Here is a 21,644-nt window from a genome sequence, read left to right as displayed (position 1 = left end):
GTGACACTCTAGCCGCGACGTAAACGGAGATAATCTGCCGCATTGGCACATGACTGTTGCGTTTTAGGTGACAAAGAACGGCGACGCCAGAAACGTATGCCCAGGCACTGTCAGCCAAGTCGTCGCGCGAAGGCTAGCGCTAGGCCCGTTCCCTACGGGCCAACGCACTTCCCACTTCCATGTGGGTCGCAAGGCAAAAATCGGCGAAAAGCCGGAGTTTACGGGGTGTAAATGAGGACTTTGACCGTGCTCGCGCACGAGCTGATTTTTAACGCCGTATAGCCGAGCGCAGACACTTGGCCGGCTAGAGCCCCAGTTCGCGCTCCCATGAGGGCGGCTCCCCCCAGGCCTCGGCGAGCAGCGACAGGAAGCGGTCGACCTTGGCCGGGAGGTGACGGCGGGCCGGGTAGAGGCCGTGCACGTCGAGCGCCGACGGCGGCTCCTCGAGCTCGAGCGGCACCAGGCGGCCCTCGCGGATGCTGTCGGTGACCAGGAAACTCGGCTGCTGGACGATGCCGAGCCCGGCCTCGGCGGCGTGAGTGAGCACGTCGCCGTTGTTGCTCTCCAGCGGGCCGCCGACCGAGACGCCGCTGCCGCCGAACCGCCATTCGCCGCCGCGGCCGCCGGTGCGATAGCGCAGGCAGCGGTGTCGTTCCAGGTCCGCCATCCGGCTTGGGGCGCCGTGTTCGGCCAGGTAGGCCGGGGACGCGCACAGCACCAGCTTGCAGCGGGTCAGGCGACGGGCCACCAGGGTGGAGTCGGGCAGACTGCCGATGCGGATCGCCAGGTCGTAGCCCTCCTCGAGCAGGTCGACCCGGCGATCGTTGAGGTCCAGGCGCACCTCCAGGGCGGGATGCTCGACCATGAAGCGGGCCACCAGCGGCGTCAGGTGGCGGGTGCCGAAGCTCATCGGCCCGTTGAGGCGCAGCCGGCCGCGCATCTCGCTGACGCCGCTGCCGACCTCCGCCTCGGCCTCCTCCAGCGACTGCAGGATGCCCTGGGCGCGCAGCAGGTAGCGCTCGCCGGCCTCGGTGAGGTGCAGCCGGCGGGTAGTGCGCTGGAGCAGGCGCACGCCGAGATGATCCTCGAGCTCCATCACCTGGCGCGAGACGCGCGTGCGGGACAGGTCGAGCGCCTCGGCGGCGCGGGTGTAGCTGCCGAGCTCGGCGACCCGCACGAAGGCGGTCATGGCATCCAGCAGGTTCATGGGGGCGCTCCCTGGCGTGGCCGACGGGGCTATCTTCGCACGGCCGCCCCCGAAACGACGACGGCGCCACCCGAGGGCGGCGCCGTGTGGAGCGAGCCTGGCAAGTGGTTCAGTGGTCGTGGTCGGCGTGGTCGTGATCGGCGTGGTCGTGATCGGCGTGGTCGTGGGCCGCGTCCAGGGTGGCCAGGGCGTCGTGCAGCAGCCAGGCGTCGTGGCGCACCATGCCCAGCCAGGTGCTGGCCTCGCCCTCGGACGCCAGGGCGCCGGAGTAGAGGGTGCCGGCGATCGGCAGGCCGGTCTCCTCGGCCAGCTGCTCGATGATCGCCGGGCTGGTCATGTTCTCCTGGAACAGCGCCTGAACGCCCTGGTCGTTGATCACCTCGATCAGCTCGGCCATGCGCGCGGCGCTGGGCTCGGCCTCGGTGGAGAGCCCGGCCGGCGACAGGAAGTCGACGCCGTAGGCGCGGGAGAAGTGGTTGAAGGACTGGTGGCCGGTGATCACCGCGGTATGCTCGGGCAGCTCGCCCATCAGCGCGCGGACCTCGGCGTCCAGGGCATCGATGCGCTGCTGGTAGTCCGCCGCGCGCTCGCGGTAGTCGGCCTCGTGGGCCGGGTCGACGGCGATCAGGCCGTCGCGGATGTTGTTCACGTAGAGCTCGCCGAGGCCCAGGTCCAGCCAGGTGTGCGGGTTCATGCCCTCGTGAGCGTGGGCATGGCCGGCGTGGCCGTGATCGTCATGATCGTGTGCGTCGTGGCCGTGGTCGTCATGGCCGTGCTCCGCCTCGTCCGCGTCGGCGGCCTCGCCGAGCGCCTGCTCGATGCCGTCGGTGGCCACCACGGTCGGCCCCGCGTAGTCGCTGGCCTCGACCAGCCGCGACATCCAGCCCTCGAACTGCAGGCCGTTGAGCACCACCAGATCGGCCTCGGCCAGGGCGCGGGCGTCGGTGGGGCGCGGGGTGAAGACGTGGGCGTCGCTGTCGGCGCCGACCAGCGAGGTGACCTCGACGTGATCGCCGCCGATCTGCTCGACCATGTCGGCAAGCACGCTGAAGCTGGCGAGCACCTGCACGCGCTCCTCGGCCTGGACGGCGGGCAGGGTCAGCAGGGCGGCGGCGCCGGCGGCGAGGGCAGAGGGCTTGGCGAAGGTCATCGGTAGGCTCCGTGGCAGGGAAAGAGACGGGCGAGGCGTCAGTGGTCGGCGGTCGGCGCGTTCAGCGGCGCGGCGCGCCGGCGATAGCGGGCGGTGAGGCTGTGCTGGCGGCCGAACAGGGCCGAGGCCACGTAGGCCACGCCGGCCATCAGGATGATCGCCGGGCCGGAGGGCAGGCTCAGATGATACGACAGCAGCAGGCCGCCGGCGCTGGCCACCATGGCCACGCCGATGGCGATGACGATCAGGCCCTCCAGGCGATTGCTCCAGAAGCGCGCGGTAGTGGCCGGCAGCATCATCAGGCCCACCGCCATCAGGGTGCCCAGCGTCTGGAAGCCGGCGGTGAGGTTGAGCACCACCAGCCCGAGGAAGAGGCCGTGCACCAGGCCGCCGCGCACGCCCTGGCCGCGCAGGAACAGCGGGTCCAGGCATTCCACCACCAGGGCGCGGAAGATCACCGCCAGCGACACCACGATCAGGCTGGCGATGCCGGTGATCAGCAGCAGCGCGGTGGAGTCCACGGCCAGGATCGAGCCGAACAGCACGTGGGTCAGGTCGACGCTGCTGCCGCCCAGCGACACCATCATCACCCCCGCGGCCAGCGAGATCAGGAAGAAACTGGCCATCGCCGAGTCCTCGCGGTGGCCGGTCATCTGCGACACGCTGCCGGCCATCACCGCCACCAGGACCCCCGAGAGGATGCCGCCGAGGCTCATCATCGGCAGCGAGAAGCCGGCGAACAAAAAGCCCAGCGCCACGCCGGGCAGGATGGCGTGGGACATGGCATCGCCGATCAGGCTCATGCCCCGCAGCATCAGGAACACGCCCAGCGGCGGCGCGGCCAGCGACAGCGCCATGCCCGCCACCAGGGCGCGCTTCATGAAGCCGTAGTCGAAGGGAGCGGCGAGCCAGGCGTCAAGCAGAGCCAGCATGGGAGACCTCGGGGAAATCGAAGGGCAGGCGCGGGGCGCGGGCCGGCTGGCCGGCGTTGTACTCCAGCAGCGCCTCGGGGCTGACCCAGCGGCCGTGGCCGCCGGAGAGCATCAGCACGTCGTCGGCCAGGCGCGAGAGCTGCTCCATGTCGTGCAGCACCACGATCAGGGTGGCGCCCTTGGCGGCCATGTCGCGCAGCACGTCCATCAGCACCTCGACGGTCTCGGCGTCGACGTTGGCGAAGGGTTCGTCGAGCAGCAGCAGCTCGGCCTCCTGCATCAGGGTGCGGCCGATCAGCGCGCGCTGGCGCTGGCCGCCGGAGAGCTCGCCGAGCTGGCGGTGGGCCAGGTGCGAGATGCCCAGGCGGGCCATGATCTCGCGGCCACGGCGATAGTGCGGGCCGCAGTAGCCCTTGAAGGCGCCGTGGCTGGGCCAGGTGCCGCTCATGATCAGCTCCTCCACGCTCATCGGGAAGGACAGATCGAGGGCCAGCTGCTGGGGCAGCCAGGCGCGGCGTTCCTTGGGTACCTGGCTCTCGACGCGGCCTGACACCGGCGTCAGCATGCCCATGATGGCGGCGATCAGGGTGCTCTTGCCGGCGCCGTTGGCGCCGATCAGCGCGGTCACCGCGCCGTCCTGGAAGCGGCCGTCGAGGTGCTCGAGCACCGTCTGGCCGCCGCGGGCGAGTTGAAGGTCGTGCAGTTGCAGGCGTGCCATCAGGCGAAGCCTCCCGTGGCCCAGGCCACCGCCAGCCACAGGAACGCCAGCGGGGCCGCGACCAGCAGCAGCCGGCGCGGGGCGGACAGCGACATCAGCGAGAAATGGCAGGGCCCTTCGGGGCGATGGCGATGGGAGCGATGCGCCATGGTGATACATCTCCGCGAAAGTGGCATGCGTTATAACATAACACTAGAGGGGCTCGCCAGCGCCGCATCCCGCGACTGGCGCGGCATCGATGCCTGCGCGGCGCCGGGCTCCTGAATCCTGGCAACCTGGCGCCGCCCCGGGCCCGCCACGGGCGGCGGACACCGCACCCCCCGCGACCTGACCCGGCGGCGGCCGGCGCGCTACACTACGCGCCCCATCCCGTGTCGAAAGGAATCGAGAGATATGTCCCGCAAGACGCCCCTGCGCTCCCTGCTCGCCGCCACCCTGGCCACCGGCCTGGCCGTGACCGCCGCGCCCGCCTTCGCCACCGGCCTCTACCTGGGCGGCGGCCTGGGCCAGATGCACGGCGATCACGACTTCGACGACGAAGCCGACATGTATAAGCTGACCGCCGGCTACAACGTCGGCTGGCTGCCGTTCCTCGACCTGGGCGCCGAGCTCGGCTACGTCAACGGCGACAGCCTGAACGGCGAGGTGGACGGCCGCTCCGGCACGCTGGACGTGGAGGCCTTCGAGGCCATGGGCGTGGCCGGGATGAGCTTCGGCCCGCTGGGCGTCTACGCCAAGGCCGGCCTGGCCGACTGGGACGCCGAGCGTCGCGGCCGCGGCCTGACCCGCGACTACTCCGGCACCGACCCGGTCTACGGCCTGGGCGCGCGCTTCGAACTGCTCGACCTCACCGGCCGCGTGGAGGTGGAACGCCTCGATGCCGACGAGATCGGCGATATCGACATGGTCACCGCCGGCGTCGTCTACACCTTCTGACCTGACCGCGCCGCCGTTGCCGAATGACGCGGGGCGCGCCGATGGCGTGCCCCGCGTTTTTGTTTCCACTTGCTGTACCCGGGCCGGGCTCCGTCAGGCGCCGAATTCCTCGGTGTCGACGTCCGCCTGGGCGGCCTCGCCGTAGCGGCCGCCCTGCACTTGGTCGGGCGTCAGCAGGGTGTCCAGCCGGGCGACGGTCGCGGCGTCCAGGCGCAGCGATGCCGCCGCCAGGTTCTCGCGCATGTGCGCGACGGAGCGCGAGCCGGGGATGGGGAGGATGTCGTCGCCCTTGGCCAGCAGCCAGGCCAGGGCCAGCTGGCCGGAGGTGGTGTCCAGCTCCCTCGCCACGTCCTTGAGGTCGTCCAGCAGGCGGAGGTTGTGCGGAAAATGCTCGGCGCTGAAGCGCGGCATGCTGCGGCGCATGTCGCTCTCCTCCAGGCGCGCCGGGTCTTCCACCGCGCCGGACAGGAAGCCCCGGCCCAGCGGGCTGAACGCCACCATCGCCGTGTTTGCCTCGCGACACGCCGCGATCAGCCCGATCTCCGGGTTGCGCGTCCACAGCGAGTACTCCGACTGCACCGCGGCGATGGGGTGCTCGGCCCGGGCCCGGCGCAGGGTCGCGGCGGACACCTCTGACAGGCCGACGCCGCCGATCTTGCCTTCCTCCACCAGGCGCCCCAGCTCGCCCACGCTCTCCTCGATCGGCACGCGCTTGTCCCAGCGATGCAGGTAGTAGAGGTCCAGATGGTCGGTGCCCAGCCGCCCGAGGCTCGCCTCGCACTGCCGGCGCAGCGTCGCCGGACGGCCGTCGATCACTTTCTTGCCCTGCTCGGGATCGATGGCCATGCCGCACTTGCTGGCCAGCAGGATCTCGTCGCGCCGGCTCGCCAGCGCCTTGCCCACCAGCGACTCGTTGGCCGTGGCCCCGTAGAGGGTCGCGGTATCGACGTGGCGATAGCCCATGTCGACGGCCGCCTGCAGGGCGCGCACCGCCTCGGGCTCCGGCATCGGGCTGCCGTAACCGTGGGAGAGGTTCATGGCGCCCAGGCCGATGCGGGGCGAAGCGACGTCCTTGAGGCGAGCGAACACGGTCGACATGGAGACTCCTCGTGGGGGTGTGGCTGAGAGAGAGGGCAAAGCGGAAGAGGGAATCATGCCGGCTCAGGCCCGGTGGATCCACTCGGCGAGCGCCGCGGCATGGCCCACGATGATTCCTGCACCGACCCGGTCTACGGCCTCGAGGCTGACGAGATCGGCAAACTCGATATGGTTACCGCTGGGGGGCTTCTACACCTTCTAACAGCTTGGCCGTTGCCTGATAATGCGGGGCACGCCGATGGTGTGCCCCGCGTTTTTTTCCCTCATTCTTTATTTCTACCTCGTGCCTTGCCGGGGCTTTACGCTAGCCGCCCTTTTAATGTTGCGCTGCGTCAAGGGTCCATGGAAACGTTGGTGGACATGGATATGCGACAGTGGTGAGTTATGCTTTTATAGTTGTGCCAATGCTTTTTGGGTCTTTATCCTTAAAGGCAGGTGGATGCCGCTGGCATAATAGTTGTCTTGTAATCCATGGGATTTATTTTTTATCTGTGCTTGTTGTTTGATAGAAGAGGTCAAAAGGTGTTGGTTGAGTGCCGGGCATTTTGACGAATGGTTGGTTTGATTTTTTGAACCTGGCAGGTTTTAGGTTTTTTTTGGAGGTATAGTGCTAATGGAGTTTTGTGTTTTATCAAAGAGTGAATGGGTGCCTTCAGGTGGTAGAGAAACTGCCTACCTTAAGATTGATCTTTGGAATGATTATTCCTACATTACCATGTTTCATTTGTCGCTCCACGACAAGAATGGGGTGTTTCATGACATAGGTGATATTAAAATCGGGTTTAAAGGTCAGACTACCGATGTTAGTACCTATAGTACGCTGCCTAAGAAGTTTCCTTGCTTGGGAGAGGGCTTTTTTTCGCTAGGGGTGGGTGGAGAATTTTCTAAAACAATGGCGCGTCTTCCGGGTTCCATTGGAGAGTCTGTCTTACGCTCTCTGAGAGATATTGCTGTTGAGCCGGATATAATTGAATCTATTAAAGGTGAAGATGGGCGGATGCAGGTTCTGAGTGCAACACCGTCAATGCATTGATGACGGAGCATCATGGTACTGCGCCATCAGTTCACTCATCATTTCAATGGGACATTTGAAGTCGAACCGCTTCCGCGGGCGCATGTTGAGCTCAAGCGCTATCTCATCCAGTTCTTGCTGGCTGTAGACCGATAGATCCGTTCCCTTGGGCAAGTACTGCCGTATGAGCCCATTGATATTTTCGTTGGCACCTCTTTGCCACGGGCTATGCGGATCACAGAAATAGATGGCAACACCGGTATTCTGGGTGATCTGTGCGTGCTGCGTCATTTCGCGCCCCTGGTCATACGTCATGCTCTTCCGTGCAGCCAACGGCATGCGGTTCAGCGCAGCGCTAAAGCCTTCCACGGCAGAGGTAGCGGTCGCATCGTGCATCTTGGCCAAGATCAGATAACCGCTTTTCAGTTCCACAAGGGTACCGATAGCCGATGCATTGCCCTTGCCTTTGATCAGGTCACCTTCCCAATGCCCTGGGAATTCACGTTTCTCCACCTCGGGAGGGCGGAGGTGAATGCTGACCATATCAGGGATCTGGTTGCGCCGGTCGACTTGCCCACGCCGCGGCTTGCGAGTCGATTTTCCTTGCCGCAGGCAGTGGATCAACTCTTTTCGTAGCTCGCCGACGGGCAACGCATAGATGGCGTTGTAGATCGTTTCACGGCAGACGTAGGCGTCTCGGAGGTCAGGGATATTCATATGCTTGAGCTTGCCGCTGATCTGCTCGGGGGACAAGCGCTGACGCAGCATGTGCTGAATCAAGACGAAGCGTGGACTTCCAGGAAGCAGCTTGCGCCTTGGCCGACAGACTGTCCGGCGATCCTGGCGACGCTGTTGCGCATGCGACACACGATATCTGCCATCGGACGCTCCATTGCGGCGTATCTCTCGGCTGATCGTCGACGGAGACCGCTCGAGCAGAGCTGCCACCTTCCTGATGCTCAAGCCCTGCGCGAGGCTGACTTGGATCGTCGCACGTTCTTCGATGCAGAGTTCAGAATATGACATGGGTACAACACCTTACCGATTCGGTCAGGTGTTGCACTCAGAATTTGCGGCCAAGCCCATTTGGAAGCAAAAAGCAGACAGCTGATGAGCGCCATGCATCCGCGTGACATGCTATCAGTGTGATACTTCTCTACGAAGATGAAGGCATGAGCGACGACCTGTTACCGTACTTTCTTCGAGTCTATAGTCGCTTGATCATCGCGCCCCGCGCATGAACTACTAAATCCAGACTTCATCGATATTGCCCGGCCCTATGCACAAGAATTCGAAGGCATGACGAAGATTCTAGTCAGCCTTGACGAATTACAGGAAACCCGCACTCGGCTCATTGCGGATATCCGATCCCGTCTCGATGAAGACACCAAACGCTTCCTGCTGACTCTGCATAGCGGCAGTCCGGACTTTACCGCCATTGACCGCCCACAAGCTGCCGACCTCTCCGCCGTGCGCTGGAAACTGATCAACTTGAAAAAGCTGATCGAGAAGAATACTGAAAAACATATCGCCCAACGTGAAGAATTGGAAGCACTCTTCTAAGCGCCAGGTCCTCCGGCGCATTGGCCGCTTTGCGCTTTAAATGCATCGTCTGGCGCGCCGGGAAGCGATAGCTCCACGCCGATTCCACCAGCATTCGCCGAGCGTGGCTGTTACCTGTCAGCGTGATCGCCCCCTGCCGGCGACGTGAGCCACTACTGTGCTCGCTGGGAACCAGCCCTAGAAACCTCACACTGGGACATCTTCCGCTTGATAGGTATGCTGATGGTCAAGACGCCAACAACCCAACCTCTGAGGGAGACCAACATGAGCAGTGAAGCAACGAGGCCCGATGACCGGCGAGAGGAGCTCCTGGGCACGTCACGCTCGGGGCGCCCTGTCGTATTAGGAGGCGCACGAAAGGCAAGAGGTGTCTGGGCCAGCTCAGAGGCCATGGCGCGTGCACACGCAGAGGCCCATGAGGTATCGATCAAGACGGTCGGACGCCACCGGCAGGAACTGCTCGACTCCATGTGATCCCCATGGCGGGACCAGACACGATCAGCCCACCCTTGAAAGAAGGGTGGGCTTTTTCATGCCCGAATTACCTGTCCATGAGCGTCTCCTGCGCCTCGAGCGGACCACACGCGAGCAGAAGATCGAGCTGACCGATGACCAGATACGTCATCTGGAGCGCTTCAGCTCGGAGTTACCGCTTCCCAGCACGCAAGACATGCACCTTTCAGCGGCGGGTGAAGAAGCCTCCTGACGTTGCGGTTCATCGGTCTTTTCCCCGCGTCATTGGCTGCCCCTGCCCCGGGGTCAACGCCTGACGGCTGGGGTCCAACTAGGTGGGGAAGCCCCCACAACTGTCTGCTGATATGCGCCATTGGGGCCAATGTGGCCGCGAGGGCGTGATCAAGTACCTCGAGAGTGTCTAGCCATCCGCTACACGGCGCCCCTCGCGGCGCCGTTCGTCGTTTGAAAGTCCCGCATGCGGGACACAGTCAAGTTGCTCGACTTTGGTCGAGTTTTTTGTGCTGGCGTCTTGACGGACACCCATTACATACCTAGTTTCCCCAGACGCAACAAGTTCTAACAAGAGAAACTGAAACGCTTGAGGTAACACCATGACAACTGCTCGACGCCTCCTCATCGCTGCATCCCTCGCTGCTGCCAGCGTCACCCAAGCCCATGCTTTCGAACCGGAAGGCAAGGTGGAGTGCCTGGCACCTGCCGATCCTGGCGGTGGCTGGGACTTCACTTGCCGGAGTGTCGGCACGGTGATGGAAGACCTGGAACTGGTGCCGCGCAGCGTACAAACCGTCAACATGCCGGGGGCTAGCGGCGGCGTGGCCTATGCTCACGTGGTCAGCAAGCGTGAGGGGGACGACCAATTGCTGGTTGCCGCCTCTACCGCCACGACCACCCGCCTGGCTCAGGGACAGTTCCAGGGCCTAGATGCCGAGATGGTCAACTGGATCGGTGCTCTGGGAGCGGATTACGGCATCATCGCGGTGGCCGACGACGCGCCTTACCAGTCCTTGCAGGATGTGGTGGATGCGCTGCAAAACGATCCTCAGGCTGTCACCTTCGCCGGTGGCAGTTCGAAGGGCGGCTGGGACCATCTCAAGGTGTTAATGATGGCCCAGGAAGCCGGGATCTCGGATCTGCCACACATCAAGTACCTCTCCTATACCGGCGGTGGTGAGGCCATGACCCAGGTGGTCGGTGGGCATGTCAATGCTTTCACCGGCGACATCTCCGAGGCCCAGGGCTTCCTGGAATCCGGTGACCTGCGGGTCCTGGCCGTGCTCTCCGAGGAGCGCCTGCCGGGCGAGTACAGCGACATCCCCACCGCCCGCGAGCAGGGCATCGACGCCATCGGTCCGAACTGGCGCGGCTTCTACATGCCGGCCGACGTCTCCGACGACGCCAAGCAGTACTGGATGGATGCCATGGACAGCCTGTACACGAGTGAGGAATGGAAGGACGTGATGGCCAGCAACGGCCTGATGCCGTTCCACATGAGCGCCGGTGAGTTCGAGCAGTTCGTCAAGGAACAGATTGACGATATTGAGACCCTCTCCAAGGATATCGGGCTGATTCAGGAATGACCTTCAACGACCGCATCTTCGGGGTCCTGTTGATCGCCCTGGCCGTCGCGTACGGCTGGGGTGCTACCCAGTTTCCCGAACCGTTCGGCGGGTCCGAGGGCGTCGGCCCCGAGACCTTCCCGCTGCTGCTTTCCGTCGTGCTGGCGCTGTCCAGCCTCTATCTGATCGTGCGTCCCGACCCGGATAACGCCTGGCCCTGGAGCCGCACCGGCGCCGAGCTGCTGATCGCTGTGGCGGTGCTGATCGTCTACACCGCGCTGCTGCAGCCGCTCGGCTTCATCCTCAGCACCCTGCTGGCGGTGGGCACGCTGTGCTGGCGCATGGGCGCCCCCCCGGTCCGGGCCTATGTCACCGGTGGCGTGGCCGGCGTGGTGGTGTTTCTGATCTTCAACTTCGCCCTCGACCTGGCGCTGCCACTGGGGCCGCTGTCTGTCCTGGAGGTGAACTGATGGAAACCTTGGGTTACCTGATCGACGGCTTCGGCGTCGCCCTGGCGCCGCATAACTTGATGTTCGCCCTGTTCGGCGCCTTCCTCGGCACCCTGATCGGGGCCCTGCCGGGGCTCGGTCCATCCAACGGCGTGGCGATCCTGATCCCGCTGGCCTTCACCTTAGGACTCGCGCCGGAGACTGCCCTGATCATGCTCACCTCGGTCTATGCGGGGGCCATGTACGGCGGGCGTATCTCCTCGATCCTGCTCAACATCCCCGGCGACGAGCCGGCGATGATGACCTGTCTCGACGGCTATCCCATGGCCAAGAAAGGCAAGGCCGCCGAGGCGCTGGCGATCTCCGCTATGGCCTCCTTCATGGGCAGCCTGATCGCCACCGTGGGGCTCATCCTGGTGGCGCCAATTCTCGCCGACTTCGCGCTCTCCTTCGGCCCGGCCGAGTACTTCGCGCTGTTCCTGCTGGCCTTCGCCACCCTCGGCGGCATTACCGGCAAGAACCCCATGAAGACCGTGGTGGCCGCCTGCCTGGGCCTGATGATTTCCACGATGGGCATCGACAACACTGGCGTGCAGCGCTACACCTTCGGCGTGCTGGAGCTCTACGAGGGCGTCGACTTCATCATCGCCATTGTCGGTCTGTTCGCCATCTCCGAGCTCTTGTTCTTCATCGAGGACAAGGCCGGCGGCGGCAAGGAGAAGATGACCGTCAACAAGCTGTCGCTGAAGTGGTCCGACATCCGCGGCATCATGCCGTCAAGCATCCGCGGCGGCGTGCTGGGGTTCATCGCAGGGGTACTGCCGGGTGCCGGGGCTTCCCTGGGCAGCTTTATCGGCTACACCCTCGAGAAGAAGATGGTCGGCAAGAAGGGCTACTTCGGCGAGGGCGATCCGCGCGGCGTGGCCGGCCCCGAGGCGGGCAACAACGGTGCCTCCTCCGGCGCGCTGGTGCCGATGCTGACCCTCGGCGTGCCGGGGAGCGGTACCACTGCGGTGCTGCTGGCGTTGCTGATCTCGCTTAACATCACCCCCGGGCCGCTAATGTTCACCCAGAACGCCGATATCGTCTGGGGCGTGATCGCGGCGCTGCTGATCGGCAACTTCCTGCTGCTGGTGCTGAACATCCCGCTGGTGGGCATCTTCGTCAAGCTGCTCTCAGTTCCGCCGATGTTCCTGCTGCCGATCGTCACCATGGTGGCCTTCGTCGGCATCTACTCGATCAGCAACTCGGCTTTTGACCTCTACTTCATGGTGGCCTTCGGCGTGGCGGGATATGTACTGCGCAAGCTGGAGATTCCGCTGGTGCCGATCATCCTCGGCCTGCTGCTGGGACCGGAGATGGAGAAGAATCTGCGCCACGCGATGGACATCTCCAGCGGCGACTGGACCATCCTGTGGGACAGCGGCCTCGCCATCGGCCTGTGGGTGTTCGCCGGACTGGGACTGATCCTGCCTTACATCATGGGGCCTCTCTTGAGACGCCGGATGGCATCCGAGACGAAGACCGTCAGCGAAGGCTGATTGATGCTTGACGATATGCAGTAACGCCCGGTTTAGGGGTTCCACCCTGAGCCGGGCCTTGGTATGCCAGGTAAAGGCAGTATCGAGCTTCCCGACGTGTATCAGACACACTCCGCAGACCAGTGTTAGAAGGTGACGGGCCCATGCGGAAGATGAGCCTCTAGCTCTTCTGCTTTCTCTCTCAAGACGTTGCGATGTTGCTCCAGCGCTTCGGTAAAGCGCTCGCGAGGCCCGGAAAGTGCCAGGGCACCCAACAGTTCCCCATTAGGACGACGAATAGCGATGGCGGCGGCTGCCACCGAGGGCTCTCGTTCGCCCCTCGATACCTGGACGTTACCGGGCTCACCATCACCTCGTAACACGCGTGCCGCGGCTCCTCGGTCCAGGGGAAGACGCGCGCCCTGCTCCAGATGGTGGCGAACCTCGTGTCGCCCATTCTCCCTATACAGGCACACTCGTTCATCGTCGTCGCGGATATAGAAAGATGCCGTTTCGCCGCTGGCATCGCGCAATGCCTCGAGTACCGGACGTACCAAGCCCTCGAGCCGCACACCTTCCCCGGCCAAGGGGGCCAGGCGCGCGCATGCGGGCCCAATGCGGTAGATCCCGCGCTCATCCCGAACCACGAATCCAAACACCTCCAGAGACGCCATGAGGCGCAAGATAGTGCTTTTGTAATAACCAGTCGCTTGGGACAGTTCTGTCAGTGAAAACTCACGGCGTTGTTCATTGAAGGCTTCCAGCAGAGAGAGTGCTCGCTCTACCGCCTCTACACGTCGTTGGGCCACGGTGCCTCCATAGTGTGCGACCAAAGGATGATGTTGCGACAGGCGAAACCAGGTTGCAACACTGCCAAGGGCTAACTATTCTCCCTGAGGAAACAGGTTCTATTGGAGGCAACAACATGTCAATGCCGCTCAAGGGCTACCGGGTCCTCGACCTGACAAATGTCCTGGCGGGGCCATTCTGCTGTCACCAGCTGGCCCACCTGGGCGCCGAGGTGATCAAGGTAGAACGTCCCGGTGGAGGAGATCTGGCCAGGCAACTGGGTGCTGATGCCGAGCTGAATCGCGAGCATATGGGCGTGTCCTTCCTGGCACAGAACGCGGGCAAGGGATCCGTCACCCTGGATCTGAAACAGTCTGAGGACCGCGAGAAATTCATCAGCTTGGTCAAGGACGCCGACGTGCTGGTGGAAAACTTTCGGCCTGGTGTGATGGCACGGCTAGGTCTCGAGTTCGACAAGCTCAAGGAAGTTAACCCTCGCCTCGTCTACTGTGCCATTTCCGGGTTTGGGCAAGACGGCCCGCTATCCACCTTTCCCGCCTATGACCAGATCATTCAGGGCATGGCGGGAGTGATGAGCGTGACAGGGGACGCCGAGCATTCGCCTTACCGGGTTGGTTATCCGCTGGCCGATACCATTGGAGGGCTGACGGCAGCCATGGCGATCAATGCCGCTTTGGCAGAGAAAGAACGCCAGGCCAGGTTTATCGATGTCTCGATGCTCGAGTCCGTGCTCGCGACCATGGGGTGGGCGGTCTCCAACTTGCTAGTGGCAGATCGCGCCCCGGCCCCGATCGGTAATGACAACGTCACCGCCAGTCCTTCGGGGACCTTCCGCACCGGTGATGGCCTGCTCAATATCGCCGCCAACAAGCAGGAACAGTTCGAGGCTCTGAGCCGGTTGCTACAGCATCCGGAGTGGATTGAGGACCCGCGTTTCGCCGAGCGTCAGGCGCGGCTCGAACATCGTCAAGAACTGAAGGATCTGATCGAGTCCGCCTTGAGCGAGAACACCACCGAACACTGGTGGCACGCCCTCGTGGCTGCGGGCGTGCCTGCCGGGCCTGTCTACAGCGTCGAGGAAGCACTCAACCATCCTCAGGTTCGCGATAGGGGGCTGATCGAGCGCTTCGACGAGGCCGGCATTGGCCGCCCTCTTGAGATCGTGAGCGGCGGTTACCGGTTTGATGGCCAGGCCCCTCGCGTACCGACGCCCCCGCCCTTGCTGGGCGCCGACAATGATCGCTGGTTCGGGCCGCGCACCACCAATCACGTTGAGGAGTCAGACGCATGACCCAGGATTCTCTCGATACCCAGGCCGCGGAGTGGTGGCACACCGAGATCATCGATATGAAGCCCGGGGAGATCCGCTATCGCGGCTATCCCATCGAAGCGCTGATCGGCCGCATTGGTTTCGCCGAGATGATCTGGTTGATGACCCGCGGCGAACTACCGACTCAGGCCCAGTCGACTTTGCTGGAGGCGGCCCTGATGAGCGCAGTGGACCATGGTCCACAGGCGCCGAGCATCGCCATCGCGCGCATGGCCATGACCTGTGGCAGCAGCCTCAACAACGCGATGGCCTCGGCCGTCAACGTGCTCGACGACGTCCATGGTGGCGCAGGTGAGCAGGCAGTAGAGCTCTATCAGTCTATCGAGAAGCGCCTCTCAGGCGGCATGCCCTTGGTCGAGGCCACAGAAGCGGAGCTGAACGCCTGGCGTGAGCGCCACGGCAAGATCGTGCCTGGTTTCGGGCACCGCTTTCACCCCGTCGACCCGCGAGCACCACGTCTTTTGCAGTTGATCGATGAGGCGGCCGAACGTCATGAGGTCGATGGTCGCTATGCCGCTATCGCCCGCGAGATCGAACGCCAGCTGGCAGAAGCGAAAGGGAAACCGATCCCGCTGAATATCGATGGGGCCACGGCGGCGATCTATGCCGAACTGGCATTTCCCGCACCGCTGGCCAGAGGGCTGTTCTGTCTGTCCCGCTCCGTGGGCATCCTCGCCCACGCCTGGGAGCAGAAGTGTCAGGGAGGACGCAACAAGGGGCCTATGCCCAAAGGATGGCTGTGGCACTACGACGGCCACCCTCCCCGCCGCGTCGGCGACGCGATCCCCGAAACGTCAGCTTAGGTTGCTAACAAACGTAGCACGCCATCCTCGAAACGGAGATGACATCATGTACAACAATTCTTTCAAACATTTGGTTGCCTTCACCGCTATCACCTCATGCCTGGCTAGTGCCAGCGCCGTTGCCGAAGACCTGGTCGTCAGCGCTACCTCTCAGACCTCTGACGACTATGCGCTGGCGGTGGCCTGGTCGAACCAACTGGCCGATGCCGAAGGTGGTCTGCGTTTGACGGTGGTGGATAACGGAAGCGTCAAGGGACTTCGGCAACTGGCGGCCTCGCGCGTAGACGTTACCGTCATTGGCGCCCCTCATTACCTCGATGCGGTAGAGGGAAAGGGCAACTTCAGTGAGGACCCGGAGCGCTATACCAGTGCCTATCAGAACTTCAAGAGCCTGTTCGCCATCAGCACCAGTGCCGGCCAGTACGTGGTACGCGCGGATGCCGGTATCGAAGGCTTCGACGATCTGGCAGGCCACAGCCTCGCCATCGGTCGCCCGGGCGGCAATGCTGGGCGCGTTTCCAGCGCCTTCCTTGAAGCTTATGACATGAGCCCTGGGGAGGACGTGGATACCCAGTTCATCGATTACAGTGATGCCTTCAATCAGATGGCCAATAATCGCCTGGACGGTACCTTCGTGTGGGGCGGTCTGCCCCAGGCGGCCATCGACAATGCTTCCCGCACCATGGATCTGCAATTCATCTCACCGGATGAGACTCACATGCAGGCCTTCCGCGAGCACATCACGGCCGGTGAACACTATCGCCTGAAAAGGATCACCGCCGAGGAAATCGAGGAGGCCTATCAGGGGCGTGTCAGTGCGGAGAGCGACATCCACTTCTGGAGCTTCCCCTACATGTTCGTCGTCGATGCCGACATAGATGACGATACCGCCTATGAACTGACCAAATCTCTCTGGGGCAATCTGGACGAGATCAAGAAGACCAGCAGTGCCCTGAACCTGCTGCGCCTGAACGAAGCAGCTTCAGGCTTGACCGCCGATATGCATCCAGGGGCGGCACGCTACTTCCGCGAGATCGGTCTGATCGAATAACACTGGCCCCGGGGCCAGGAGGTTTCCATGTCGGTATCCCCCTCCCACACTTCAGGGCCCGCGCTGCGGGCCCTAGGCTTGACCGCCTGTGCAGCGCTGACGGCTTTCATCGTCTGGACGACTGTCGGGGTTCGCTATCCCGGTCAGATCATGTACGGCATCAGCCTAATGCTCGGGCTGGTGGCGACTTTCGCCCTCAAACCCGGGCTGCTCGCGCAGCGCCTTCCCGCTGCGGACCAGGCACTGTCGTGGCTCCTGATCGTCCTGACATTGGCCAGCAGCGGCTACTACCTGCTCGAATACCAAGACATCGCGGCCTTTCGTGAAGGGTTGCCCAATCATCAAGACATGCTGTGCTACGCCGTCGGTACGCTACTGGTCCTCGAGGGCGCTCGTCGAGTCGAAGGCTGGACCCTGGTCGCCATTACCGGTGGCGCCATCCTTTACCTGCTCTATGGTCACTGGCTCCCCGGTGTCATGGGACACCGCGAGTTCTGGCTCGATGAGGTCCTGGAGGTCAGCTATAGCTATCAAGGCATCTACGGTATTGCCTTGGCGGCCGTGGTCGACGTGGTGCTCATGTTCGTGATTCTCGGGGCCGCGCTTCGGCATACCGGGGCAGGAGACTTCTTCAACTTCCTGGCCCTTCGCCTGGCAAAGGGCAAGCGCTCCGGGGCGGCTCAGGCTGCCATCATCGGTTCGGCCATGTTCGGCTCGGTGAATGGATCGGCTCCAGCGAACGTCATGTCGACCGGCGTGTTGACGATTCCCATGATGAAGCGGGCAGGTTATCAAAACCGTTTCGCCGGCGCCGTGGAGGCCGTGGCTTCCTGTTCGGGACAGTTGATGCCGCCCATCATGGGGGTCGGCGCTTTCATCATGGCTGAGATCACCGGCATTCCCTATCCGAGCATCGTGCTGGCGGCGGTGATACCTGCCTTCCTGTACCTACTGGCCCTGTCCGGGGCTGTCGCTTTCGAAGCCGGTCGGCTCAACCTGATGCCCGAACAGAGCGGTGATGAGCCTTTCGATGCCAAGCGTCGTTCACAAGGCATAGTTCTGATAGCCGGCTTCACGACACTGATCGGTCTACTGTTGGCGGGCTATTCTCCCACCTGGTGCGGTATGAGCGCTGCCGCCGTGGTGCTGATGGTCGCCATGCTGCTACCGAGCACACGGCTCAGCCTGAGCGGGCTGCGGGATGTGCTGGTCGACGGTGGTCGAGACGGTCTCGCGGTGCTGGTTTCCTGTGCTGCCATCGGCATCGTCATTGGTGCTGTCAGCGTGACTGGCCTCGGCGTGACGCTCAACCAAGCCATCGTCAGCCTGGGCGAAAACAATTTAGTCCTGGCACTGATTTTGGCGGCCTGCTGCTCGATCCTGCTGGGCATGGGTTTGCCGACGGCCGCCTCCTATCTGATGGTCATCTTCGTCGCCGGCCCCGCGATCTTGGACTTGGGTATCGGTCTGCTCCAGACGCATCTGTTCGTGTTCTACTATGCCGTGCTTTCGGCGATTACGCCGCCAGTGGCACTGGCCGTATTCGCTGCCGCAGCCATCACAGGAGATCGCTCGATCAGTATTGCCTTGAGTGCCCTTCGCTTGTCGGTGGTCGCCTTCCTACTGCCGTTTGCTTGGGTGTTCCATCCTGAAATCAATCTCGAGGCGTTATCGGCCGGCAGCCTTCCCATGCTTGTACTGACCGTCGCCATGATGGCATTGGCCACGCTCGCGATCAGTGCCGCCAACGTTGGCTTCTTCAAGCGTACGCTCAAGGGCTGGGAGCGTCTCGTGTTGGCGGGGGCGGGTATCGCAGCACTGACACAAGGACTGGCAATTTCGCTGGCAACTACTCTGATCATATTGCTGGTCGCTGCCAAGGTACGGCATTCGGCAATGATCGCGAAAACGGATTCGGAGACATCATCATGAGCCTGTATGCTCCCCCTGAAACTCGCTATTGCGAAGTGTTCAGTCAGGTGCCGGAAGAGCTGAAACTTTACGATGAGCTCTCCGGCTGGATCGACGCCAACAAGCCTGGGCAGCAAGTACCGAGCTTTCTGGAAGGACCGGTGTTCGATGACAAGGGAAACCTGTATCTCACCGATATTCCCTACGGTCGCATCTTTTGTGTGTCACCCGATGGCTGCTGGCGAGTCGTCAGCCAATACGATGGTTGGCCGAATGGCATGGCCTTTGGGCCGGATGGTCGGTTGTGGATCGCGGACTACCGCCACGGCATCCTGGCGCTATCGACAGAGGGGGGCTCCCCGGAGCCCATCCTCACCCATTGCGGCAGTGAGAGCTTCAAGGGCGTCAACGATCTGTTCTTCGATCGACGCGGCAGACTCTACTTCACCGATCAGGGACAGACGGGGCTGCAGGATCCCACCGGCAGAGTCTACCGATTCGAGCCTGACACGGGCCGCCTGGATCGGCTGCTGGCGAACGGGGTCAGCCCCAACGGACTGGTCTGCGATCTCGAGGAAAAGGCCCTGTACGTGGCCATGACCCGAGGCAACGGCGTCTGGCGGCTGCCGTTGCGCGACGACGGCCCCATTGGAAAAGTGGGGCTCTTCGTGGCTCTGGCGGGTGGTGTCTCCGGCGCTGATGGCCTCGCACTCGATGAGGCCGGCAACCTTTTCGTATGTGACGCGGGTAACGGCTGCGTATGGGTGTTTGATCATCATGGTGTGCCGCTTTGGCGCCTGCGTTCTCCGACCGAGGGGCGAACGCTCACCAATCTGGCCTTCGGTGGCACGGACCGGCGCACACTTTATATGACCGAGTCGGCCACTGGGACGGTGTTGAGCATCCGAATGGACACCCCTGGAAAGAGCAGCACATATCCTATCTAAGATGTAGGGGTTTGAAGGCTCGGCAAAATGACGATCGACAGCTATCCCAGGATGGTAAAGACATGGCCGCTGAGTGTCGCTCCCTCCGCGCCCTACTTCATGAATAGCTTGATGCCACTCTACGGAATTGCTGAACAATTCGATTCTGATCGGTTGAACCGATCAGCTTGGCCAGATCACGGCCTCAGCGATCATGACATGACCACGCAAATGGCCTGATTTTCCTGGCAGCCGGGTTTCCGGCTGCCAAGTCAGATTCAAGACACACTGGCCACGTCAGTAGCGTCATGGCACCTTCCCGCCAACACCAGGTTGCCGAGGACGAACAGGGTGAACAGCTGCGTCTGGTTCTTGGCCAGCCTCTCGTAGCGCACCTTCCGGTAGCCGAAGAGGTGCTTGATGACATGAGACGGGGGCTCCACCTTGGCACGGATGCTGGCCTGGGTCACTTTGATCGCCAGCAGCAGTGTCTTCATGGGGCTGTCTTCCCTCTTTTTGAGAGTGCCACGCTTAGCCGCGATGTATCACCGGGCCCTCCCCCAGCCCCCCCTTATCTTCGTCCGGGTACTCCGCATACCGGTGTAACCGGCATCGCCGTAACTCGTTTGTCGTCATCCTGGATCAGGTGGCCTGCCATGATGACATCGGCCACGCTGACCGAGGGGTTGGCGACACTGTGGGCCAGGCCGGTGACGGCATCGGCGCCGATATGGGCCCTCGTGCCGAAGTAGCACTGGTGCCCTTCTTGGTCTGCTTCATCTCCGGGTCGCTCTGCTTGGCCTGGTTCTTGGTGGAGGGCCCGGCTGCCACGTGGTGGCGTCAACGATGGTGCCCTCGCGCATGAACATCCCCTGCTCCGCCAGGCCGGCGTTGATCTCCTCGAAGATCCGCTGAGTCAGGACATGCTTCTCCAGCAGACGACAGAAACGCAGCAGCGTGGTGACGTCCGGCACACTCTCGATGGCCAGGTCGATACCGATGAAATCGCGCATGGCCTGACTGTCATAGATGGCATCTTCCAGCGTCTCATTGGCAAGCGCATATCACTGTTGGAGGAAGTAGATCCTCAGCATGCGCGCCAGGCCGATGGGCAGCCGGCCGCACTTGCTCGGGGAAGTAAGACGGCGACAGCGCGTCGATCAGTCATTGCCAAGGCACCGGGACATCCATCTGGGCCAGAACCGTTCTCGGCATGTGACCTTCTTCTTGTTCTGGTGCTCAGCTTGAGCGAAGGAGATCTTCTTCATCGGGTGGATCTGTCAGACGGTGACAGGAAGGTCCGATTCTCCCCCGCCGGTGCCGATCAAGCAGCTGCGGCAGAATTCATGCAGCGCTTCCTTGACGCACATGGAGACAGCCTAACAGCAGCGAGAGTGACGGTAGACAGCCGTTTCTTCCGCGCAACCATCCAAAAAGCATCAACCGAAGAATGAAAAACATATCCTTTATATTCAATTACTTATGAACAAACCTGGCGTCGACGACCTGAATGCAAAAAAAATAAATCGCCTCCATGGCCGCAAAGTGCCGCTAGCTGACCCCTGTATTCATGGCAGGTACGAACGACGTGCCTGTTGATGACACCATACAGAGGACTGTGATGATGGAAATTCAGAATCAACGCCGGGTGATGTTGACGCCCTACAGCAATCTGCATATCCCCCAGTGTAGCGCTGAGATCAGCATGGAGGATCTCAACCTGGGGACCCAAAACAAGCAGGGCCAGTGTGTCGAACACGCCGTGGACTGTGACTCTCAACGGCCGGTCGGCTTTATCCATCGCAACGGTCACGTCGAACTGCTCAATCGCGCATTGCTGTCTGATCTGGCGGATCAGCTGGATGCCGAGGAGTCGGTGGTCTGTGACCTGATCCCGATCAGTGAAGTAACAGAGCAGGAGGAAATGGCGCTGCGGTTTTGGCACGGGGAACGCGCTTGGTGCCAACAGCATCGCCGTTCCCGCTACAACCCCCAGATGCTGAGCTGGCAGGATATTGTGAGGACTCTGTTCGAAAACGAGGTCCTGGCACGGGCCGTGGCCCACTGTTTGCTGGGTCGACAAACCCTGCGGCTGATTGACATCGAATGGCTCTGCGCCGAGCGGGCCGCAGTGTCAACGATCAGCGAGTACCAGACGCAGCTTCAAGAAACTGCAGCAGCATAAACGTTGAATA

The 21,644-nt window shown here is 62.6% G+C and carries 21 protein-coding genes and 2 pseudogenes; 13 read left to right on the top strand and 10 right to left on the bottom strand.

Annotation, left to right across the window (positions count from 1 at the left end; genetic code table 11):
- Nucleotides 1-304 precede the first annotated feature (304 nt).
- From UYS_RS0203210 to UYS_RS18635, 5 genes are all read right to left on the bottom strand, one after another.
- Nucleotides 305-1,207, bottom strand: a complete 903-nt coding sequence (locus tag UYS_RS0203210; protein ID WP_016854050.1) for a LysR family transcriptional regulator — start codon at nucleotides 1,205-1,207, stop codon at nucleotides 305-307.
- Nucleotides 1,208-1,316: 109 nt separating this feature from the next.
- Nucleotides 1,317-2,357, bottom strand: a complete 1,041-nt coding sequence (locus UYS_RS0203205) for a metal ABC transporter solute-binding protein, Zn/Mn family (RefSeq protein WP_016854049.1) — start codon at nucleotides 2,355-2,357, stop codon at nucleotides 1,317-1,319.
- A gap of 38 nt (nucleotides 2,358-2,395) precedes the next feature.
- A complete protein-coding gene (locus UYS_RS0203200) occupies nucleotides 2,396-3,289 on the bottom strand; it encodes a metal ABC transporter permease (RefSeq protein ID WP_016854048.1) in 894 nt (297 codons plus the stop codon).
- Complete coding sequence (locus UYS_RS0203195; RefSeq protein ID WP_016854047.1) at nucleotides 3,273-4,007, bottom strand: metal ABC transporter ATP-binding protein; 735 nt, start codon at nucleotides 4,005-4,007, stop codon at nucleotides 3,273-3,275. The genes UYS_RS0203200 and UYS_RS0203195 overlap by 17 nt, the downstream gene beginning before the upstream one ends.
- On the bottom strand, nucleotides 4,007-4,156 hold the full coding sequence (locus UYS_RS18635; protein ID WP_016854046.1) for a hypothetical protein: 150 nt from the start codon (nucleotides 4,154-4,156) through the stop codon (nucleotides 4,007-4,009). The genes UYS_RS0203195 and UYS_RS18635 overlap by 1 nt, the downstream gene beginning before the upstream one ends.
- A 244-nt stretch (nucleotides 4,157-4,400) precedes the next feature.
- On the opposite strand from UYS_RS18635, the gene UYS_RS0203185 reads away from it, so the two are divergent.
- The gene (locus tag UYS_RS0203185; protein ID WP_016854045.1) at nucleotides 4,401-4,943 is read left to right on the top strand and encodes an outer membrane protein; all 543 of its coding nucleotides are present in this window, start codon (nucleotides 4,401-4,403) and stop codon (nucleotides 4,941-4,943) included.
- A gap of 93 nt (nucleotides 4,944-5,036) precedes the next feature.
- On the opposite strand, the gene UYS_RS0203180 is transcribed toward UYS_RS0203185, so the two are convergent.
- A complete protein-coding gene (locus UYS_RS0203180) occupies nucleotides 5,037-6,041 on the bottom strand; it encodes an aldo/keto reductase (RefSeq protein ID WP_016854044.1) in 1,005 nt (334 codons plus the stop codon).
- A gap of 607 nt (nucleotides 6,042-6,648) precedes the next feature.
- Here UYS_RS0203180 and UYS_RS18355 point away from each other — a divergent pair.
- Nucleotides 6,649-7,074 carry a hypothetical protein gene (locus tag UYS_RS18355; RefSeq protein ID WP_156821527.1) on the top strand — a complete coding sequence of 142 codons (426 nt, stop codon included), beginning with the start codon at nucleotides 6,649-6,651 and terminating at the stop codon, nucleotides 7,072-7,074.
- Here the strand turns inward: UYS_RS18355 and UYS_RS0203175 are convergent.
- Entirely contained in the window at nucleotides 7,063-8,079 is a 1,017-nt protein-coding gene (locus UYS_RS0203175; protein WP_026068315.1) for an IS30 family transposase, read from the bottom strand. The two genes, UYS_RS18355 and UYS_RS0203175, sit on opposite strands and share 12 nt — an antisense overlap.
- A 273-nt stretch (nucleotides 8,080-8,352) precedes the next feature.
- On the opposite strand from UYS_RS0203175, the gene UYS_RS18725 reads away from it, so the two are divergent.
- Complete coding sequence (locus tag UYS_RS18725; RefSeq protein ID WP_202802764.1) at nucleotides 8,353-8,616, top strand: hypothetical protein; 264 nt, start codon at nucleotides 8,353-8,355, stop codon at nucleotides 8,614-8,616.
- A gap of 52 nt (nucleotides 8,617-8,668) precedes the next feature.
- On the opposite strand, the pseudogene UYS_RS18350 reads toward UYS_RS18725, so the two are convergent.
- Nucleotides 8,669-8,800: pseudogene (locus UYS_RS18350) on the bottom strand (transposase); the annotation flags it as partial.
- Between the two features lie 348 nt (nucleotides 8,801-9,148).
- Between UYS_RS18350 and UYS_RS18345 the strand changes: the two are divergent.
- The 4 genes from UYS_RS18345 to UYS_RS0203150 all read left to right on the top strand — a co-directional run bounded on the left by UYS_RS18345 (nucleotide 9,149) and on the right by UYS_RS0203150 (nucleotide 12,639).
- On the top strand, nucleotides 9,149-9,322 hold the full coding sequence (locus UYS_RS18345) for a hypothetical protein (RefSeq protein ID WP_156821526.1): 174 nt from the start codon (nucleotides 9,149-9,151) through the stop codon (nucleotides 9,320-9,322).
- Between the two features lie 361 nt (nucleotides 9,323-9,683).
- Nucleotides 9,684-10,670, top strand: a complete 987-nt coding sequence (locus UYS_RS0203160) for a Bug family tripartite tricarboxylate transporter substrate binding protein (RefSeq protein WP_026068314.1) — start codon at nucleotides 9,684-9,686, stop codon at nucleotides 10,668-10,670.
- Nucleotides 10,667-11,119, top strand: coding sequence for a tripartite tricarboxylate transporter TctB family protein (locus tag UYS_RS0203155; protein ID WP_016854040.1), 453 nt, complete (start codon nucleotides 10,667-10,669; stop codon nucleotides 11,117-11,119). The genes UYS_RS0203160 and UYS_RS0203155 overlap by 4 nt, the downstream gene beginning before the upstream one ends.
- On the top strand, nucleotides 11,119-12,639 hold the full coding sequence (locus tag UYS_RS0203150) for a tripartite tricarboxylate transporter permease (protein ID WP_016854039.1): 1,521 nt from the start codon (nucleotides 11,119-11,121) through the stop codon (nucleotides 12,637-12,639). The genes UYS_RS0203155 and UYS_RS0203150 overlap by 1 nt, the downstream gene beginning before the upstream one ends.
- 125 nt (nucleotides 12,640-12,764) lie before the next feature.
- Here the strand turns inward: UYS_RS0203150 and UYS_RS17855 are convergent, their stop codons facing one another.
- On the bottom strand, nucleotides 12,765-13,427 hold the full coding sequence (locus UYS_RS17855) for an IclR family transcriptional regulator (RefSeq protein ID WP_083868072.1): 663 nt from the start codon (nucleotides 13,425-13,427) through the stop codon (nucleotides 12,765-12,767).
- A 116-nt stretch (nucleotides 13,428-13,543) separates the two neighbouring features.
- On the opposite strand from UYS_RS17855, the gene UYS_RS16780 reads away from it, so the two are divergent.
- From UYS_RS16780 to UYS_RS0203120, 5 genes are read left to right on the top strand one after another with little or no spacing between them, the layout of a single operon-like run.
- Nucleotides 13,544-14,719, top strand: coding sequence for a CaiB/BaiF CoA transferase family protein (locus tag UYS_RS16780; protein WP_083868071.1), 1,176 nt, complete (start codon nucleotides 13,544-13,546; stop codon nucleotides 14,717-14,719).
- A complete protein-coding gene (locus tag UYS_RS0203135) occupies nucleotides 14,716-15,561 on the top strand; it encodes a citryl-CoA lyase (protein WP_016854035.1) in 846 nt (281 codons plus the stop codon). Before UYS_RS16780 ends, UYS_RS0203135 begins: the two co-directional genes overlap by 4 nt.
- 46 nt (nucleotides 15,562-15,607) lie before the next feature.
- Nucleotides 15,608-16,612 (top strand): TAXI family TRAP transporter solute-binding subunit, encoded by a 1,005-nt coding sequence (locus UYS_RS0203130; protein WP_016854034.1) that lies wholly within the window; start codon nucleotides 15,608-15,610, stop codon nucleotides 16,610-16,612.
- 27 nt (nucleotides 16,613-16,639) lie between these two features.
- Entirely contained in the window at nucleotides 16,640-18,544 is a 1,905-nt protein-coding gene (locus UYS_RS16775) for a TRAP transporter permease (RefSeq protein ID WP_016854033.1), read from the top strand.
- Nucleotides 18,541-19,470, top strand: coding sequence for an SMP-30/gluconolactonase/LRE family protein (locus tag UYS_RS0203120; RefSeq protein ID WP_026068313.1), 930 nt, complete (start codon nucleotides 18,541-18,543; stop codon nucleotides 19,468-19,470). The genes UYS_RS16775 and UYS_RS0203120 overlap by 4 nt, the downstream gene beginning before the upstream one ends.
- Before the next feature lie 257 nt (nucleotides 19,471-19,727).
- On the opposite strand, the pseudogene UYS_RS17850 reads toward UYS_RS0203120, so the two are convergent.
- Nucleotides 19,728-20,717: pseudogene (locus tag UYS_RS17850) on the bottom strand (IS5 family transposase).
- Nucleotides 20,718-21,070: 353 nt separating this feature from the next.
- On the opposite strand from UYS_RS17850, the gene UYS_RS0203105 reads away from it, so the two are divergent.
- Nucleotides 21,071-21,634 carry a hypothetical protein gene (locus UYS_RS0203105; protein ID WP_016854030.1) on the top strand — a complete coding sequence of 188 codons (564 nt, stop codon included), beginning with the start codon at nucleotides 21,071-21,073 and terminating at the stop codon, nucleotides 21,632-21,634.
- The last annotated feature ends 10 nt before the right edge of the window (nucleotides 21,635-21,644 follow it).

Source organism: Halomonas smyrnensis AAD6, from assembly GCF_000265245.1.
In the GTDB taxonomy this organism is placed as follows: domain Bacteria; phylum Pseudomonadota; class Gammaproteobacteria; order Pseudomonadales; family Halomonadaceae; genus Halomonas; species Halomonas smyrnensis.
Note: the sequence above shows the minus strand (reverse complement) of the source record. Positions and strands in the feature narration are given on the sequence as shown.

Coding starts and splice junctions, on each gene's coding strand:
- UYS_RS0203210 (WP_016854050.1), bottom strand. CDS start 1,207: ATGAACCTGCTGGATGCCATGACCGCCTTCGTGCGGGTCGCCGAGCTC.
- UYS_RS0203205 (WP_016854049.1), bottom strand. CDS start 2,357: ATGACCTTCGCCAAGCCCTCTGCCCTCGCCGCCGGCGCCGCCGCCCTG.
- UYS_RS0203200 (WP_016854048.1), bottom strand. CDS start 3,289: ATGCTGGCTCTGCTTGACGCCTGGCTCGCCGCTCCCTTCGACTACGGC.
- UYS_RS0203195 (WP_016854047.1), bottom strand. CDS start 4,007: ATGGCACGCCTGCAACTGCACGACCTTCAACTCGCCCGCGGCGGCCAG.
- UYS_RS18635 (WP_016854046.1), bottom strand. CDS start 4,156: ATGGCGCATCGCTCCCATCGCCATCGCCCCGAAGGGCCCTGCCATTTC.
- UYS_RS0203185 (WP_016854045.1), top strand. CDS start 4,401: ATGTCCCGCAAGACGCCCCTGCGCTCCCTGCTCGCCGCCACCCTGGCC.
- UYS_RS0203180 (WP_016854044.1), bottom strand. CDS start 6,041: ATGTCGACCGTGTTCGCTCGCCTCAAGGACGTCGCTTCGCCCCGCATC.
- UYS_RS0203175 (WP_026068315.1), bottom strand. CDS start 8,079: ATGTCATATTCTGAACTCTGCATCGAAGAACGTGCGACGATCCAAGTC.
- UYS_RS18725 (WP_202802764.1), top strand. CDS start 8,353: ATGACGAAGATTCTAGTCAGCCTTGACGAATTACAGGAAACCCGCACT.
- UYS_RS18345 (WP_156821526.1), top strand. CDS start 9,149: ATGCCCGAATTACCTGTCCATGAGCGTCTCCTGCGCCTCGAGCGGACC.
- UYS_RS0203160 (WP_026068314.1), top strand. CDS start 9,684: ATGACAACTGCTCGACGCCTCCTCATCGCTGCATCCCTCGCTGCTGCC.
- UYS_RS0203155 (WP_016854040.1), top strand. CDS start 10,667: ATGACCTTCAACGACCGCATCTTCGGGGTCCTGTTGATCGCCCTGGCC.
- UYS_RS0203150 (WP_016854039.1), top strand. CDS start 11,119: ATGGAAACCTTGGGTTACCTGATCGACGGCTTCGGCGTCGCCCTGGCG.
- UYS_RS16780 (WP_083868071.1), top strand. CDS start 13,544: ATGTCAATGCCGCTCAAGGGCTACCGGGTCCTCGACCTGACAAATGTC.
- UYS_RS0203135 (WP_016854035.1), top strand. CDS start 14,716: ATGACCCAGGATTCTCTCGATACCCAGGCCGCGGAGTGGTGGCACACC.
- UYS_RS0203130 (WP_016854034.1), top strand. CDS start 15,608: ATGTACAACAATTCTTTCAAACATTTGGTTGCCTTCACCGCTATCACC.
- UYS_RS16775 (WP_016854033.1), top strand. CDS start 16,640: ATGTCGGTATCCCCCTCCCACACTTCAGGGCCCGCGCTGCGGGCCCTA.
- UYS_RS0203120 (WP_026068313.1), top strand. CDS start 18,541: ATGAGCCTGTATGCTCCCCCTGAAACTCGCTATTGCGAAGTGTTCAGT.
- UYS_RS0203105 (WP_016854030.1), top strand. CDS start 21,071: ATGATGGAAATTCAGAATCAACGCCGGGTGATGTTGACGCCCTACAGC.